The organism is Streptomyces herbicida (assembly GCF_032656585.1).
GTDB classification, from domain to species: Bacteria; Actinomycetota; Actinomycetes; order Streptomycetales; family Streptomycetaceae; genus Streptomyces; species Streptomyces herbicida.
On the sequence record NZ_JAUYWJ010000014.1, the window covers coordinates 91,377 to 106,437 of the forward strand.

The 15,061-nt window shown below is 68.2% G+C and carries 17 protein-coding genes; 9 read left to right on the top strand and 8 right to left on the bottom strand.

The annotated features are described in order from the left end of the window. The first annotated feature begins 388 nt into the window (after positions 1-388). Entirely contained in the window at positions 389-2,779 is a 2,391-nt protein-coding gene (locus Q8A52_RS27990) for a discoidin domain-containing protein (RefSeq protein ID WP_316756391.1), read from the top strand. 31 nt (positions 2,780-2,810) lie between these two features. Here Q8A52_RS27990 and Q8A52_RS27995 read toward each other — a convergent pair whose 3' ends face one another. The 3 genes from Q8A52_RS27995 to Q8A52_RS28005 all read right to left on the bottom strand — a co-directional run bounded on the left by Q8A52_RS27995 (position 2,811) and on the right by Q8A52_RS28005 (position 4,921). Continuing rightward, positions 2,811-3,545: a rhomboid family intramembrane serine protease gene (locus Q8A52_RS27995; protein WP_316756393.1), complete on the bottom strand. Its 735-nt coding sequence runs from the start codon at positions 3,543-3,545 to the stop codon at positions 2,811-2,813. A 146-nt stretch (positions 3,546-3,691) separates the two neighbouring features. Next, entirely contained in the window at positions 3,692-4,258 is a 567-nt protein-coding gene (locus Q8A52_RS28000) for an RICIN domain-containing protein (RefSeq protein WP_316756394.1), read from the bottom strand. Positions 4,259-4,480: 222 nt separating this feature from the next. After that, on the bottom strand, positions 4,481-4,921 hold the full coding sequence (locus Q8A52_RS28005) for a MepB family protein (protein ID WP_408649268.1): 441 nt from the start codon (positions 4,919-4,921) through the stop codon (positions 4,481-4,483). A 187-nt stretch (positions 4,922-5,108) separates the two neighbouring features. Here Q8A52_RS28005 and Q8A52_RS28010 point away from each other — a divergent pair, with 187 nt between their 5' ends. The 3 genes from Q8A52_RS28010 to Q8A52_RS28025 all read left to right on the top strand — a co-directional run bounded on the left by Q8A52_RS28010 (position 5,109) and on the right by Q8A52_RS28025 (position 6,931). Continuing rightward, complete coding sequence (locus tag Q8A52_RS28010; RefSeq protein WP_316756397.1) at positions 5,109-5,579, top strand: DUF6624 domain-containing protein; 471 nt, start codon at positions 5,109-5,111, stop codon at positions 5,577-5,579. Positions 5,580-5,759: 180 nt separating this feature from the next. Continuing rightward, a complete protein-coding gene (locus Q8A52_RS28015; protein ID WP_316756399.1) occupies positions 5,760-6,560 on the top strand; it encodes a thioesterase family protein in 801 nt (266 codons plus the stop codon). Positions 6,561-6,733: 173 nt separating this feature from the next. Further along, positions 6,734-6,931, top strand: coding sequence for a hypothetical protein (locus tag Q8A52_RS28025; protein WP_316756755.1), 198 nt, complete (start codon positions 6,734-6,736; stop codon positions 6,929-6,931). Positions 6,932-7,085: 154 nt separating this feature from the next. On the opposite strand, the gene Q8A52_RS28030 is transcribed toward Q8A52_RS28025, so the two are convergent. The 4 genes from Q8A52_RS28030 to Q8A52_RS28045 form a co-directional block, all read right to left on the bottom strand. Beyond that, entirely contained in the window at positions 7,086-7,793 is a 708-nt protein-coding gene (locus Q8A52_RS28030) for an AAA family ATPase (protein ID WP_316756401.1), read from the bottom strand. Positions 7,794-7,917: 124 nt separating this feature from the next. Beyond that, positions 7,918-8,424 (bottom strand): Dabb family protein, encoded by a 507-nt coding sequence (locus Q8A52_RS28035; RefSeq protein ID WP_316756405.1) that lies wholly within the window; start codon positions 8,422-8,424, stop codon positions 7,918-7,920. Between the two features lie 271 nt (positions 8,425-8,695). Next, positions 8,696-10,069: a HAMP domain-containing sensor histidine kinase gene (locus tag Q8A52_RS28040; protein WP_316756407.1), complete on the bottom strand. Its 1,374-nt coding sequence runs from the start codon at positions 10,067-10,069 to the stop codon at positions 8,696-8,698. Then, the gene (locus tag Q8A52_RS28045) at positions 10,066-10,737 is read right to left on the bottom strand and encodes a response regulator transcription factor (protein WP_316756410.1); all 672 of its coding nucleotides are present in this window, start codon (positions 10,735-10,737) and stop codon (positions 10,066-10,068) included. The genes Q8A52_RS28040 and Q8A52_RS28045 overlap by 4 nt, the downstream gene beginning before the upstream one ends. A 157-nt stretch (positions 10,738-10,894) precedes the next feature. Here Q8A52_RS28045 and Q8A52_RS28050 point away from each other — a divergent pair, with 157 nt between their 5' ends. The 4 genes from Q8A52_RS28050 to Q8A52_RS28065 all read left to right on the top strand — a co-directional run bounded on the left by Q8A52_RS28050 (position 10,895) and on the right by Q8A52_RS28065 (position 13,888). Continuing rightward, positions 10,895-11,554 (top strand): DUF4956 domain-containing protein, encoded by a 660-nt coding sequence (locus Q8A52_RS28050; RefSeq protein WP_316756412.1) that lies wholly within the window; start codon positions 10,895-10,897, stop codon positions 11,552-11,554. Continuing rightward, complete coding sequence (locus tag Q8A52_RS28055) at positions 11,551-12,357, top strand: polyphosphate polymerase domain-containing protein (protein WP_316756413.1); 807 nt, start codon at positions 11,551-11,553, stop codon at positions 12,355-12,357. The genes Q8A52_RS28050 and Q8A52_RS28055 overlap by 4 nt, the downstream gene beginning before the upstream one ends. Beyond that, a complete protein-coding gene (locus Q8A52_RS28060; protein ID WP_316756415.1) occupies positions 12,354-13,214 on the top strand; it encodes a phosphatase PAP2 family protein in 861 nt (286 codons plus the stop codon). The genes Q8A52_RS28055 and Q8A52_RS28060 overlap by 4 nt, the downstream gene beginning before the upstream one ends. Before the next feature lie 71 nt (positions 13,215-13,285). Continuing rightward, positions 13,286-13,888 carry a 2'-5' RNA ligase family protein gene (locus tag Q8A52_RS28065; protein WP_316756417.1) on the top strand — a complete coding sequence of 201 codons (603 nt, stop codon included), beginning with the start codon at positions 13,286-13,288 and terminating at the stop codon, positions 13,886-13,888. 225 nt (positions 13,889-14,113) lie between these two features. Here the strand turns inward: Q8A52_RS28065 and Q8A52_RS28070 are convergent, their stop codons facing one another. Then, positions 14,114-14,557, bottom strand: coding sequence for a MarR family winged helix-turn-helix transcriptional regulator (locus tag Q8A52_RS28070; RefSeq protein WP_316756419.1), 444 nt, complete (start codon positions 14,555-14,557; stop codon positions 14,114-14,116). Positions 14,558-14,664: 107 nt separating this feature from the next. On the opposite strand from Q8A52_RS28070, the gene Q8A52_RS28075 reads away from it, so the two are divergent. Beyond that, positions 14,665-15,057, top strand: a complete 393-nt coding sequence (locus Q8A52_RS28075; RefSeq protein ID WP_316756420.1) for a nuclear transport factor 2 family protein — start codon at positions 14,665-14,667, stop codon at positions 15,055-15,057. The last annotated feature ends 4 nt before the right edge of the window (positions 15,058-15,061 follow it).

Sequence of the window (15,061 nt, forward strand, 5' to 3'; positions counted from 1 at the left end):
GCCCTCGGGTCGGCAATGCCGTATAGATCGGATCTATATTGCTGGTGGTGGCCCGCAGTAGCTGCGGTCATGAGTGGAGAGCATTGCCGCGGGTCACGTGGCCACGCGGAGCGCGGTGCTTGCGAGTGCGAAGTGCGTGCTGGGCTCCGTCATGGCGTACGCGCTTCGTCCCGCCGGATCCTCAAGCATGGTCCAGGCCATCAAGTGGGCCCGTTTTCATGACGATCGAGGGTGGCCAGGTGAGGGTGAGAGGTGTGGGGTCTAGACCTCTCAAGCGGCGACCTTTACTCTGGCCAACGCTCCTGGGTCGGTGCTTGATGGTGCGCGGCCGCTTGTGTCCCCGCGTGTTACGCCTCTCGCTTCTACTTCTTCATCCCGCGAGGTAGTCATGACCACGTCAGATGACCATGTGCCCGCTCCCGGCGTCACTCGCCGTTCGCTGCTCGCCGGAGCGGTCGGGGTGGCGGCAGCTGCGGCCCTCGCGGACCCCACTCGGGTCCACGCCGCCGGGGCCGATGCGGCGGCCGCCTTCCTCGGCCCCTCGCCGCTCGGCGTCGTCCCGGCCATCCAGGAGTGGACCGGCGGCACGGGCATTCTCAAACTCAGGACCATGGCCAGGGTCGTCACCGCCCCGGGCGCGTCCGCCCGCCTGACGCAGATCGCCGGACAGCTCGTCAGCGATGCAAGGGAACTGCTCGGTTGGAGTCTGACGACCGCCACCGGCACGTCCGCCGCCGGGGACATAGTCCTCGCTGTCGACGTGAACGCGTCCTACGGCGGCGCCCTGGCCGACCTCAAGGGCGAGGCGTACCGGCTGGCTGTCAACGACCGTGTGCAGATCACCGCCGGAGACGAGGCGGGCGCGTACTACGGCACCCGCAGCCTCCTCCAAGCGCTGCTGGCGGCCTCTGACCAAGCCACACTGTCGCAGGGCACCGCGATCGACTACCCCAACTACCCGGTGCGAGGGTTCATGCTGGACGTGGGCCGCCGCTTCTTCACTCCCAAGTTCATCACCGCGTACATCAACTGGATGGGGTGGCTGAAGCTCAACACCTTCCACCTGCACCTGAACGACAACGAGATCAACCCTTCGGACTGGTCGACCGCCTACCAGGCGTTCCGCCTGAAGACCGACAACCCCGCCTTCGCCGGGCTTGCCGCAGCCGACGGCGCGTACAGCCGCTCCGACTGGGACGCCTTCGAGGACGCCGCCGCGGCCAACGCCCTCACGATCATCCCGGAGTTCGACGCTCCCGCGCATGCCAGGGCGTTCACCGCCTTCAAGCCGTCCATCGGCATGAACGGAGGCAAGTCCGACCTGCTGGACCTGTCCAACCCGGACGCGACGGCGTTCATGAAGTCCGTGTTCGCCGAGTTCACCCCGTGGTTCCGGGGGCCGACCGTGCACATGGGCGCCGACGAGTACCCGACCCGTCTGGCCGGCCAGTACAAGACGTACGTGAACACCGTGGCCGAGTACATCCGCGCTCTCGGCAAGAAGCCGGCCATGTGGGGCAGCATCACCTCGATGTCCGGCTCGGCCGCCGGCTATGACCGGAACATCATCGTGGAGAGCTGGAACGACGGCTGGTACGGGCCCAAGGAGGCGCTGGCCGACGGCTACCAGGTGATCAACACCAACGACTCCTATCTCTACGTGGTGCCGTTCGCGAGCTACTACCACCCGCACGGCCTCGACCCCGCCTCGATCCTGGCGGACTGGGAGCCGCACGTCTTCCCGGACAACGAGACGCTCACCCCGCAGCAGCCCGGACTGCTCGGCGCGATGCCCGCCGTCTGGAACGACCTCGTGCACGCCACCTACACCGAACTGGACGTGCACCAACTGGTCGGTACGTACCTGGCTGCCTGCTCCACCAAGACCTGGTCCGGCACCAAGGCCGGCAGCGACGCCGGCGTCTTCCTCGGCTCGGCCGGGACGGTCGGACAGGGGCCCGGCACGTCCTACCTGCCCAACCCTCTGGCCACCCCGGCCGACCCCGACCTCGCCCGGGGCAAGGCCACCACCACGTCCTCCACCGAGACCTCCGCGTTCCCCGCCTCGTACGCCACCGACGGCAGCCCTGCGACCCGCTGGTCCAGCGCCTACAGCAACGACCAGTGGCTTGCCGTGGACCTCGGATCTCCCCAGTACCTCGGGCGGGCGAGGCTCAACTGGGAGACGGCGTACGGCAAGGACTACGACATCCAGACCAGCCCGGACGGCTCCGCCTGGACGACTGTGGCCTCTCGGCGCGGCCTGTCCGGACCCGGTGTCGACAACCTCGTCCTCACCCATCCGGTCACCGCCCGCTACGTGCGCATGCGAGGCATCACCCGTGGCACCGGCTGGGGCTACTCACTCTGGGCCTTCGAGGTGCGCGCCCCCGCAGACCAGGCCCTTCGCAGGCCGACCAGCGCGTCCTCCACCGAGACCTCCGCGTTCCCGGCCTCCTACGCCACAGACGGGCTTCCCTCGACCCGCTGGTCCAGCGCCTACACCAATGACCAATGGCTCGCAGTGGACCTCGGCGCCTCGCCACAGACGTACGGCAGTGCCAGGCTTACCTGGGAGGCGGCGTACGGCAAGGACTACGACATCCAGACCAGCCCGGACGGCTCGGCTTGGACGACCGTCGCCTCCCGGCGCGGTCTGGCCGGGCCAGGGACGGACACTCTCACCTTTGCGGCCACCACCGCCAGGTACGTGCGGATGCACGGCATCACCCGTGGCACCCGCTACGGCTACTCGCTCTACGCCTTCGAGGTTCGCTGATCCACGTACTTCCGAGCACGAACAAGCTCGACTAGAGGAGGCCCAGATCGCCGAGTTCCTTGTGCAGGTCTGCCCGGGGATTGTCGGCACGTACTTGTGGGTCGCGGAGAGCGGGCGCCCCAGGAGAGCCACCCGGGTGGGCGGTCGGGAGGGGCCGTGAGCGCCGATCTCGGAACAGCCAGGCCCCCGCCAGACCGCCGATCAGTCCTCCGAGGTGTCCGAGCCAGCTCACCCCCGGCGTTCCGGGGACGGCAACGGTGAGCATGTAAGCGAAGGAGGCCCCCATGACGATACCGATCAGCGTGTCGATCAGGTGCCGGTCGAAAAGCCCGCGGACCACGACATAGCCGAAGTACCCGAAGATCAGGCCACTGGCGCCGACCGTCTCCACACCGCTTCCTTCGAGGAACCACACCATGAGTCCGCTGGTCACCGCCACCAGCAGACTCAACCCGAGAAAGCGGATCACGCCTCGGTGGGCGGCAAGGAATCCGAAGACGAACAGAGGCCCGGAGTTGCTCTCGATGTGCGCCCAACTCCAATGCAGGAAGGGGGCGATGAGGATGTCGGGCAACGTGCCGAGGTCGCCGGATATCACGCCGTAGTCCCGTGAGAGGGCGTAGTGATCGGAGTAGTTGATCAGCTGCACCAGCCAGACGACCAAGAGGAACCCGAACATCACGAAGAACGCCTTCCGCGCCTCCGCGATCATCTGCTCAGGCCCGAGGGGTCCCTTGCCGGCCCGATCCTGATCCGTCCCACCCATAGCAGACACCTCCCCGGCGGATCCATATCCGCATGCCGCGAATTCTAGGGAGTTCTGCCGCAGTCGTTCATGGGGGGCGCTCACTCTCGTGGGTCGTGACGCCCGCAGAACCTGTCGAACTCTGCCCCTACCGTTATCGGTTTCGATCACCAGGTGGCGTCGTTGTGGGCGAGCTTCCAGAGTCTGTCCGAGGATGGGTACGCGGTGTCGAGGTAGAGGGTCTCGTATCTACCGTTCTCGGCGTACTGCTTGACGGTGAGGGCGATGTTCCGGTTGAGGACAGGTCGCCAGACCCACCAGCCGGTGGGGGAGCCGCCGACCCGCTCCGCCTGAAGGCTCCACAACTGATTGTCCGAGTCGTTGCAGTTCTTCACTGTCACGGCGCTGCCGCGGGCGGGACTGGCATCGACCGGCTGAAGGCACTTGTTCGCGGCCCGGTTCTTCAGTTTGAACGTCCACTCCTCGTTCGCGAACGAGCCGTAGCCGTCCCATGCCTCGGTTGAGAAGGAAAACGCCGGATCGCGCAGGGTGACCGGAATGGAGCCCTCGCTGACATGGTCCAGGAAGAGGGCCAGCCGACCGCCGCTTGCCTTGTTGATGAGGTCCTGGTTCGGGAAGTCCACAGCGGCCGCGGGGGGCGCCGATGCGAGAGCCAGCGCAGCGACAGCGATGCCGGTTGTGCAGGCGGACAGGACGCGACGCCGAGCTGACATGGTTTCTCACCTTTCGCGGCACGCAGAGCTGCTCGCACGAGTGTTGAGAGATCACTACCGCTGGTCGGACATGTACCAACACGGCAGAGCGGCCGTTCACTTGAACAGAGCTACAGGTCCTACCCGAGAGATGGGACGGACGTGCACCGGGGCGGGGAATGCTGGTCGTCCACCTCTGCCAAATGGCGGGTATCGATGAGTGGGAACGTTCGTAGCGAGCACCTACAGGTGGTAAAGGGCGTGGGCGCGCGTCGGATCGGCAGGTCCGTTTTCTCCGAGACGGAATCCGAGAGGGAGGAAGTAGTTCACCTGCCAAGCCTGCGTGCTGTGGGCCTGCCGGTTGGTCGTGGTCACCCACGGCGGATACACGCGGAAGCCCCGCTTCCCGCCACGGCCATTGCGGGAGACGATGCCGCGTTCGCACAGCACCTGGTGCGGGAACACGAACTGCCCGAAGCCGTCGTCGTCACGGCTGCTGATGACGAACAGGTCCACCCCGTCCTCGGTGTCGAAGGGCCGGATCGGCCCCTCCTCGGACCGCTGCCACACGGTGACGAACTGGCCCACCTTTGTCGGGGTGGTCTTGGCCACGCGGAACCGTACCGCGCGGCCATCGAGCGTGAACCCGTTCCATCCCTTCCGGGAATGGCAGCTGGGGCACATCTCGCGCGAGAAACTGACGGGGCTTCGATCGACCGCGCTGTCGGGGCCGAGCAGAAGGTCATCATGGACCCGGTTGTGGGTATGAAATGCACGGGCGCGGCATCCCGCGCACATTCGAGAGTCCCCAGGGAGTCGAGCCCGTATGACACACGAACACTCTGGCCTGGCAGCTGAACTGTTGCGCCGCATGGCTGTGGACCAGCACGCTCGTGGGGTTCGCGAGGACGGACGGGTATCGCCGGACGGTGCAGCCATACTGAGGGTGGATGCCGAGAACGCCTCCTGGCTGGGGCCGGTCCTGGACCGGTACGGATGGCCGGGCCACCGCATGGTCGGTGAGGAAGCCGCCAACGCTGCCTGGCTGCTCGCCCAACACGCCGACGCCAGCCCGGTCCTCCAACGGCGCGCTCTCGAACTTCTCACCTCGGCGGCTGCATCGGGCGACGCCACATCCCGTCAGCTGGCCTACTTGATGGACCGCTGCCAGGTGAACCAGGGCCTGCCGCAGACCTACGGTACGCAGTACGTCACCGGCCCCGACGGGCAGCTCGCCCCGCATCCGATCGCCGACATTGCCCACCTCGATGAGCGGCGGGCTCGGGCCGGTATGGAGCCCCAGGCCGAGTACGACACGGTTGTGCGCCGATTCGCCGGCTGACCCGAACGGCATGCGGCGCGCCCGTGTCCTCCGATCGACAGGGCAAGGCTCCGCCGCTTGCGACCATTGATGGCCTCGATGCCTCCATACCTGCTGCAGTACCGGCCTGATCTTGTGCGGAGTGAGCAAGCGCTTAGTAAGATGCGCGGTGGGTAGTCCATGTGGCAGGGAGGGACAGTCATGTCGATGTCGCAAGTCGAGGCCTTCTATGAGCGGGAGGCCGACGACCGGTTCCTTCCCACCGCCTGTACGCGGGGGCCCTGGGACGCCGACTCCCAGCACGCCGGCCCGCCGGCCGCGTTGCTCGCCCTGGCCGTAGAGGAACGACCGGGCGGACGGCCGGACATGCGGGTCGCCCGGCTCACGTACGAGATCATGCGTCCGGTTCCGATACGGCCGCTGACCGTGGCCACGCGGGTGCTGCGTGCCGGGCGCAGTGTCGAACTCGTGGAGGTGGCTCTGACCCCCGACGGCGGCCAGGAAGTGATGCGGGCGACGGCGTTGCTGATGAAGACAGCGCCGGACTCGGTACCGCAGGTGTCGCCGGGCCGACAGGTGCCCGGGCCTGGGGCCGTACCCACGAAGGCCTTCTTCCCGGTCCCCTGGGACCAGGGCTACCACACGGCCATGGAAATACGATTCGCGGCCGGTTCGTTCCTGGAGCCCGGGCCGGCCACGGCGTGGATGCGGATGCGGGTTCCCCTGGTCGCCGGAGAGGAGATCACGCCGCTCACCAGGGTGCTGACGGCTGCCGACTCGGGCAACGGTGTCAGTGCCGCGCTCGACTTCCACCGCTACGTATTCATCAACGCCGACCTCAGCGTCAACCTGCACCGCTATCCCGAGGGCGAATGGGTCTGCCTGGACGCCCGCACGATGGTGGACGGCGCGGGCATCGGCCTCGCCGAGTCCGCCCTGCACGACGAGAAGGGCCTGCTCGGCCGCAGCACCCAGAGCCTGTACGTGGCCGCGCGCAGCTGAGCCGAGCAGGTCCTCACCGACTCGCCCGTCGGCGTCCCGCGCCGGATCAGGCGGCGCGGCCGGCCTTGAGTGCGGCTGCCGGATCGACGACGCGGCGGGCCTGGTAGCGGGCCGCCTGCAGGGCCACGTCACCGGGCGGGCCGTCGCCGGCCACGTGGGAAGTGCCGTAGGCGTTGCCCGACGCTGACCGGTCCGCTGCGGCGGCCGGCGTGACGCTCGTCGAACGCACGGTCAACGGTCAGCCGGGGCTGGTGGCTCAACTGGACGGCGTCACCCTATCGGTGATGGCGTTCGACGTCATCGGCAACCGGATCAATCACATCTGGGCCGTACTCGACCCCGACAAGCTCCGTTCGTGGTCTACGGGCTGACAGCGCTGCGACGATGGCGCAAAGACGGTCTCGCAACTGCTCCGAGGAGACAGGGCAGGTCGCCCTCCGTCGATGCACCGACGACGCCTGTCCGCCACCGCGAATCGACTCGTCCAGGTCGCCTGACACCGCCCGGGTCCGGACGGAAGGTCGCTCAGTCGAGGATGTGCCGCAGATAGGACTGCGGATCGGCGAGATAGCGGCGCCAGTGGTCGACCAGCGCAAGTTCGTCCCATGCCGCCCGACGCATGCCGTGCTCGCCCACCTCGATGATGTCCGCACCCGGCATCGCGGTCAGCAGCGGTGAGTGAGTGGCGCAGATGACCTGGCCTCCGACCTTCGCCAACTGGTCGATGTGGCCCAGCAGTTCCAGGCAGGAGGCGAAGGAAAGCGCCGCCTCCGGCTCATCCATCACATACAGCCCTGGCCGGAGGAACTTTCCTCGGAACGCGGCAAGGAAGCCCTCCCCATGGCTGACGGAATCCGGCGCGAACCCTTCCCGGTCCAACGCATCCAGAGCTGTCTCGGCGCGCAAGAAGAACCCTTTACGGGCGGACCAGTTGCCCAACATGCGCCGCCCCCGCGGCGCGGCGTCGAAGCGCATGCTCTCGCCCAGCGGCGACCTGGGGCGGTGACTGGCGTAGCGCCAGTCGTGCGAGCCGCCCCAGGAGTCCAGACCGAAGCTCTCCGCGAGGGCCTCGACCAAGGTCGACTTGCCCGAGCCGTTCTCACCAACGAGAAAGGTCACGGGAGCGGTGAAGCGCAGTCCGTCCGCCAAGAGCCCACGTACACAGGGCACGGACCAGGGCCACTCCTTGTCGGTGCGTGAGGCCACATGTGCGTACGCGCGTTCGATAATCACGCGGTGAGTCTTTCACAGGGCACGTCAACAGGCAGGTCGATCCCCGGCCGCGACCGCCGCGAGCGTCTCCGGCGACGTCGGCGGCAGTCAGCTGCTCTCCTCTGGGGGCAAGGAAGCGATCGGATTACTTGCTCGCGTAAAAATCAAAAACAATGGCACTGTCGAGGAACGGCCGGACGAAATTCTTGAATGACTCATGTGCTGGGTCATAGAACTTTGGATCAGTGACAACAGGCTTTCCCACGTAATAGTTCCGATCGCCTTCGGAGTCGAACGTCAGGACGTAACCTTGCTGCATGCCCCTTCCGGCTTCCTCGCCGCTGGTTTGGCTGCCTGAGTCCAGGGACTTGATGTACGGTTTCCCGCCGCGGGTTGCCTGCGTCATGAGGGAACGGAACCGCTCCATCGTCTCGGCCTGTTCCTTTGAGGTTGTGCCCGGCTTGAATTTGAATAGGACGATATGCTGAACCTTGCCCGGCTTGTAATCTGCTGCAGTGAATTTTTCGGGGCCGACGTGCGCCAATTCCTTGCGTAGAACCTTCGCCGCATCCTGGTCGACCTGGTCCGCAGGGGCTTGAGTGGCTGCTGCAGGCACGCTTGCGTCGCCGCCTGATGCTTCATTGCTTTCCATTGAGCATCCTGTAAATGCGATCACGGAAACGGTACTCGGGATGAGGAACCGGATGGCCGCAGATCGTCTCCTTGTCGTCATGAATGAATCTCCACACAAAGTGATTTCATATGTTCACGCCTGGTGGCACGTCCAGCCGGTTCAGTCGGCATTTCGCATCGTAGTCGACTTTGAGTTGTCCGTGGAGAAAGAATGAAATGCAACACCGAAGGAACGATGACGAGAAGCGGAAGGTCGCGGTGTCGCAACTCGGCTCCGCGGCCCGGGCGGGTCAGCAGGGCAGGTCAAGCGTGACCGCGGTCCCCTGCCCGGTGTTCTCGGCATACGCCGTGCCGCCGTGGGCGGTGGCGACTGCGTGCACGAAGGCGAGCCCGAGGCCGGAACCCTCGCTCGTGCGGCTCGCTTCGGCGCGGGCGAAGCGGTCGAAGGCCCGGGGCAGGAATTCGGGCGGGAAACCGGGCCCGTCGTCCGTGACGCGCAGCTGCAGGCCAGCCCCGTGGACGGTGGCGGTGAGGTGGACGTTGCCGTGGCCGTGGTGCAGGGCATTGTCGACGAGGTTGCCGATGGCGGGCCTCAGCCATCGGGCATCGACGTTGACGGTTGTGTCGGCCGACTTGACGGTCAGCTCCCGCCCGGCTCGTTCGGCGGTGCGCAGATGCGGGGCGACCGCGGTGTCGACGAGATCGGCGAGTCGTACGGGGGCTCGGGTGACGTGGTTGGTGCTGCCGAGTTCCTCCAGGTCCAGGAGCGCGTTGGAGAGGTCGATCAAGTGCTGGACCTCGGTGTCCACGGAGCGCAGGGTCTCGGTGAGTTCCCCGGCCGAGCGGGGGCGGTGCAGGGCGACGTCGAGTTCGGCGCGCATCAGGGTGAGCGGGGTGCGCAGCTCGTGGCTCGCGTCCGCGACGAATGTGCGTTCGCGTTCGGCGGACGCCTCGAGGCGGTCGAGCATGTGGTTGAGGGTGTGGCCGAGGCGGGTGATCTCGTCGTCCCGGTCGCCCGGCACGTCGAGGCGCAGGTTCTGGGTGCCGTCGGCGAGGGTGGCGGCCCCGCTGCGGTAGCGCTCGACGGGGCGCAGGGCGGCGCGGGCGGTGCGGTAGCCGACGTAGGAAGCGGCGACGAGGGTCAGGCCGGAGGCCAGGGCGAGTTGGGCGAGGAGTTCGCGCAGTGCCTCGTCGCGGTGGCCGCGCCGCACGGCGGTGATCACGATCCGAGGATGTCCGTCAGCGCTTACCCGCTTGGCCTGGAGGCGCAGGGTGTCCGCGGTGATCGGCAGCAGGGAGCCGATGTCACGGCGCACCGTGGCTCCTCGCGTGACGCTGCCGAGTTCGGCCCGGGTGAGCAGCAGCTTGTCGCGCACGGCTTCGCTGGAGTTCAGGACGCTGCCGTGCATGTCCAAGACCTGTCGGAGGCTGCCGCTGGGGCCCGGAGGAAGCTGCGCTTCGGCACGCACAGCATGGTCGAGACTGCGCTGGTAGGTGGTGAGGTCGTCGTTCAGCTGCTGGTCCAGGGCGGTCTTCACCCGCCAGTAGACCAAGCCCGCCGCGCCGGTCAGGACCAGCGACATGGTGATGGCGACGGCCAGCACGAGGCGTGTGACGACGGGCAGCCGCCGGAACCAGGTCCGCGGCCGGCTGGTCGGGTTCACGGGGTGCTCTCCAGGCGGTAGCCGCGTCCGCGCAGGGTCGTGATGGTCGTACGGTCGAAGGCCCGGTCGACCTTGGCGCGCACCTTGGAGACGTGGACGTCGATGGCATTGCTGCGCAGGTCGGTTTCGCCGTCCCAGACCTCGTCGAGCAACTGCAGGCGGGTGACCACGCGCCCGGCGTTCTCCATGAGCACCCGCAGGACGTCGAACTCCCGCCGGGAGAGGTCGAGTTCGGTGTTCGCGCGCCAGGCCCGCTGCTGCTCGGGGTCGAGGACCAGGTCGCCGACCTGTACGCGGCCGGAGCAGTCGGGGCGGCGCCGGGATATCGCGCGCAGCCGGGCCAGCAGCTCCTCCATGGCGAACGGCTTGACCACGTAGTCGTCGGCACCGGCGTCAAGGCCGGCTACCCGCTCGGTGATCGCACCGCGCGCCGTGAGCAGGACCACGGGCACGTCGACGCCCTCGGCGCGCAGGGTCCGGCACACCTCCAGGCCGTCCAGGCCGGGCAGCATCACATCGAGGACGACGCCGTCCACGCGCGGGTCGCGGGCGGCGGCAAGCCCGGAAGGCCCGTCGTAGCGGCCCTCGGCGGTATGGCCGGACTCGGTCAGGTAGTGGACAACCAAGTCCGTGAGGCGGGTCTCGTCGTCGACGACCAGGTAGTGCATGCCGGTCAGGCTAGCCGCCCGTCCGGGTGCCGGGATTGGCGGGCGTCGGGAGGCTTCATGGTCTGTTCATGTGACATCCCTACCGTCGTTCACGTCGCGGCGCTCCGCGGACCGCGACCGGTCCGCCGTCCTACGCGCCGGGACGGAAGGGACAGACATGCATACAGCGGTCACGGTGCTCGCCGCCAAGGGCATCACCGACCACATCGCGCCCACCGACCTGATGACCCGCGGGGGCCTGGACGTCATAGCCCTGCTGATCCTCGTCGGCTGGCTCTACCGGCGCCGCCCCAGTGCACCGGCGATGCCGTTCGTGCTCACCGCGCTGAACGTCGGCCTGTTCGCCGCGATGAGCACGATCAGCTCCGGGAAGTTCCCGGCCGGGGTCGGCTTCGGGCTGTTCGGCATCCTGTCCCTTGTCCGACTGCGCAGTGCGGCGTTCACCCTACGCGACGTCGCCTACACCTTCGTCACTCTGGTCATCGCCCTGTGCACCGGGCTGCCGCAGCGCCAGGTCTGGCTCGTCGCCGTGCTGGGCGTCGTGGTGCTGGTAGCGGTGCTGCTGGTCGACGACCCCGGCAGATACGAGCCGCCGACCCGGACCGTGAAGGTCACGCTCGACCGGATCTACCCCGAGCCCACGCTCATCGCCCAGGACCTGGCGTTCCGCTTCGGACAGGCTCCGGTGTCCGTGGACGTGGACGAGGTGGACTACGTACGCGAGACCACGCGCGTCTCCGCCCGCTACCCCGCCGGACCCGACGAGCCCGCGACCGCCGCGGGCGACGAACCGCACGAGCCGGTGGTGGTTCCATGACCTCCACGACTGCTTTCGAGGCGCGACTGGGCCTGCCGGCCCTGCGCGGCGCCACCCTCGCCGAGGTCGACGCGGTCGCCGCCCTGCAGCACCGCACCGACCGCAAATATCTGCTCCCGCTCGACCGCGCCCGTGCCTTCGTGGGCCGGCTGGCGGACAGCCACCACGTCCTCGACCTGGACGGCAGGCGTACGACCAGCTACCTCAGCACCTACTTCGACACCCCACAGCTGGGCGCCTGGCACGCTCACATACAGCGCCGGCGGCGACGCTGGAAGGTCCGCACCCGCCTGTACGCCGAGGACGGACTGTGCCGGGTGGAGGTGAAGACCAAGGACGGACGCGGTGCCCCGGTCAAGCACGCCCTGAAGGTCGAATCTCAGACTTACGGCCAACTCGAGACCGAAGCAGCCGAGTTCATCGACGACGTGCTGCACCAGGCCGCCGTCCCGGTCACCACGGCCGACCTGGGCCCCGTCGTCGAGATCCGCTACGTCCGCGCGGCCCTCGCCGACCTCCACCACGGCACCCGAGTCACCCTCGACGGCACCCTCACCTGCCACCACGGACACCGCACCGCCGCCCTCGACCCGCAGACGGTCCTCATCGAGACCAAGGGCGGCACCCGCCCCGCCCCCGCCGACCGGCTGCTCCTGGGCCTCGGCGCCCGCCCGGTCTCCCTCAGCAAGTACATCGTCGGCCAGTCCCTGCTCACCCCCGGCCTGCCCGACAACGACGTACGCCGCCTCGCCCGCACCCACTTCCACACGGTCCCGCACCTCGAAAGGACCCATGCCGCATGAATGCCCCGCGCCGCATCTCATGGCCGTACGCCGTCATTGCCCTCCTCGCGGTCGCAGCCGCCGCCTTCGGTGTGCTCCGGCCACAGACCAGCCCGGCCGCCGCGTCCACCACCGCGAAGAAGAAGCCCGGAGCCACCGAACGCATCAAGCAGAACCCGCCCCCGAAACTCTTCACCGACGCCGCCATCACCCCGATCGGCAAGCAGGCCGCCGCCCAGCGCAAGAAGGCCGACGCCGTCTTCGCCCGGTGGAAGGCCGAGCACGGCACCGCCCGCGACGACAAGGCGTTCGCCGCCTGGGCCGCCCAGCAGGTCCCCGCCCCGCCCACCACCGCCGAGCGCACCGCCGAACTGCGCCAGGTCCAAGAGCTCGCCAAGACCCGCACCGCGGCCGGCAAGAAGGCCGCCACCTGGCTGGAGCTCTACGGCAAGAAGGACATCTGGAAGCTCTACCTCCACGACCAGCGCGAGCTCATCCCCGCCGAGCAGGGCACTGCGGAAAAGGCCGAGCTGAAGTCCGCCCTGAAGCTGGCCAAGACGATCAGCGACCAGCTCGCCGCCAAGGACAAGCAGCCCGCCCCCTTCGTCCTCGACCCCGGCCTGCGCCCGGACAAGCACATCAAGCCCGGCGCCAATGGCCCGTACTCCTACCCCTCCCGCCACGCCGCCCGTGCCGCCACCGCGGTCACCATCCTCAGCGCACTGTCTGCCCACCGCGCCGAGGAGTACCAGTGGATGCAGGACGAAGTCATCTACTCCCGGCTCTACATGGCCGGCCACGTCCCGAGCGACCTCACCGCCGGAACCTTCCTCGGTGACCTGATCGGCGACTACGAAGTGGCAGTCAACGGAAACTGACACTGCGGTCGGCAGACGGGAGCGCCGCACGGCCATGACGGTTTCCGGGCCGACTTTGGGATCATGGCCGTGTGGACGGGAATCCGGTGTTCGGTGGTGCCGGGCCGGTGGATGTGCTCGAGGTGGCGCCGACGGGCCGCACGGCGGTGGCGTGGCTGCCGCCGCGGGAGCTCTGGCCGGTGATCCAGGACATCCGCTGGGAGCACGATCCACAGGTACGGCGGTGGCCTCCGCATGTGAATCTGCTGTTCGGCTTCGTGCCTGAGGAGGAGTTCGCACGGGCCGTGCCGCTGCTGGCCGCCGGGGCGGCGCAGAACCCGGCGTTCACGGCGCGGCTGGCCGGGGTGCGGTACTTCCGGCACCGGCACTATGCGACGGTATGGCTCGATCCGGCCGCGGCGGGCCCGGCGCCGTGGGCCCGTCTCCAGCGTGAGCTGCAGCAGCGGTTCCCGCTCTGCCAGGGGCGCGGCGGCCGCTTCACCCCGCATCTGTCGCTCGGCCGCACCCAGGACCCCAAGCGTCTGGCCGCCGAGTGCGCCGTGCGGCTCGGCGCGCTGTCGGCGGTGATCGAGGAGGTGGTCGTGCTCTCCCGCCGCGGCGAGGGGCCCATGCGGCCCCGGGCCGTGATCACACTCGGTACCGGTGAGGTCCGCCGACCGCAGGAAGACGGTTGAGTGATCGGCGCTGATGTCCACCGCCGCAGACTTGCACGATCCCCCAACCTCACAAGGGCAGGCGGAGGGTGATGACGGTTCCGGCGCCCAGGGCGTTGGCCGCGGTTACGCTCCCGCCGCGCGCCTCGGTGAGCGCGTTCCGGGTAGCGGCCGATGATCGCGGCCTGTTTGGTGTCGTCCTCGGCCACCAGGACATGAGCGCGCGCAGGCCGCCTGCATACGTGCCTACGTGAACGGGCCTTCGATGGTGAACCGACGCAGGTGGCGGGCGAACGTCTCGGCCTCGCCGGGCGGCCATGACGACAGGCCGGCCATGATGTGGGCGGCCAGTCGTTCCCGTAGCTCCGCCACGGTCGATCGGCCCTGCTCGGTGAGAACGAGCAGGTGCGCGCGCCGGTCATTGGGGTCCGTCTCACGGCGGATGAGTCCGGCGGCCTCCAGCCGGGATGCGCGCCGGGTGACACCGGAGCGGTCGACTCCGGCGTCGGGAGCCAGATCGGCCGCGCTGCGGGGGCCGATCCGGGCCAGTGCGCTGAGCACCGGGTAGGTCAGTTCGTCCACCGCCTCGCCCATGCCCTCGGTGAGTTTGCTGTGCAGCTGTGTGCGCGTGGTGCGCCTGAGCAGGACGCCCAGCGCGTCCGCGATCTCGTGTCCTACCTCGTTCTCCACACCACAAGAATAGCGTGCGTTGCGCACGCATCGTGCTAGGGTGAAGGAGATGCGTGCGTGGCGCACGTATTGCCTTCACCCTGCTCCTGCCCTGACAAGGAAGTCCCATGACTCGCACAGGAATCAAGGCCGCCCTCACCGACCTGCTGTTCAACCGGGACATCTCCGTGCAGGAGGCGGCGGACCGCCACTTCACCCCGCAGTACCGTCAGCGCACGGACGGGCAGTGGGCCGACCGCGCCGGCTTCCTCGAGCACATCACGCACCTGCGTGACATAGTCGCCGACGGTCATGTCCAGGTTCACCAAGAGCTGTACGACGGCAGCAAGTACGCCGACCGCCACACCGCCCACATCACGAAGAAGGACGGCTCGGCCGTGAGCATGGAGGTCTACGTGTTCGCCGACCTCGCGCCCGACGGCCGATTCAACCGCATCGAGGAGACGACGTTGATGCTCCAGGGCGACGAGGCCGACCGCAACATCGGCAGCGCCCGCTAGAAGC

What these genes read in the sequence shown, in the direction of transcription:
- Q8A52_RS27990 (WP_316756391.1), top strand. Translation starts at nt 389, where the DNA reads ATGACCACGTCAGATGACCATGTGCCCGCTCCCGGCGTCACTCGCCGT.
- Q8A52_RS27995 (WP_316756393.1), bottom strand. Translation starts at nt 3,545, where the DNA reads ATGGGTGGGACGGATCAGGATCGGGCCGGCAAGGGACCCCTCGGGCCT.
- Q8A52_RS28000 (WP_316756394.1), bottom strand. Translation starts at nt 4,258, where the DNA reads ATGTCAGCTCGGCGTCGCGTCCTGTCCGCCTGCACAACCGGCATCGCT.
- Q8A52_RS28005 (WP_408649268.1), bottom strand. Translation starts at nt 4,921, where the DNA reads ATGTGCCCCAGCTGCCATTCCCGGAAGGGATGGAACGGGTTCACGCTC.
- Q8A52_RS28010 (WP_316756397.1), top strand. Translation starts at nt 5,109, where the DNA reads ATGGCTGTGGACCAGCACGCTCGTGGGGTTCGCGAGGACGGACGGGTA.
- Q8A52_RS28015 (WP_316756399.1), top strand. Translation starts at nt 5,760, where the DNA reads ATGTCGATGTCGCAAGTCGAGGCCTTCTATGAGCGGGAGGCCGACGAC.
- Q8A52_RS28035 (WP_316756405.1), bottom strand. Translation starts at nt 8,424, where the DNA reads ATGGAAAGCAATGAAGCATCAGGCGGCGACGCAAGCGTGCCTGCAGCA.
- Q8A52_RS28045 (WP_316756410.1), bottom strand. Translation starts at nt 10,737, where the DNA reads ATGCACTACCTGGTCGTCGACGACGAGACCCGCCTCACGGACTTGGTT.
- Q8A52_RS28050 (WP_316756412.1), top strand. Translation starts at nt 10,895, where the DNA reads ATGCATACAGCGGTCACGGTGCTCGCCGCCAAGGGCATCACCGACCAC.
- Q8A52_RS28055 (WP_316756413.1), top strand. Translation starts at nt 11,551, where the DNA reads ATGACCTCCACGACTGCTTTCGAGGCGCGACTGGGCCTGCCGGCCCTG.
- Q8A52_RS28060 (WP_316756415.1), top strand. Translation starts at nt 12,354, where the DNA reads ATGAATGCCCCGCGCCGCATCTCATGGCCGTACGCCGTCATTGCCCTC.
- Q8A52_RS28075 (WP_316756420.1), top strand. Translation starts at nt 14,665, where the DNA reads ATGACTCGCACAGGAATCAAGGCCGCCCTCACCGACCTGCTGTTCAAC.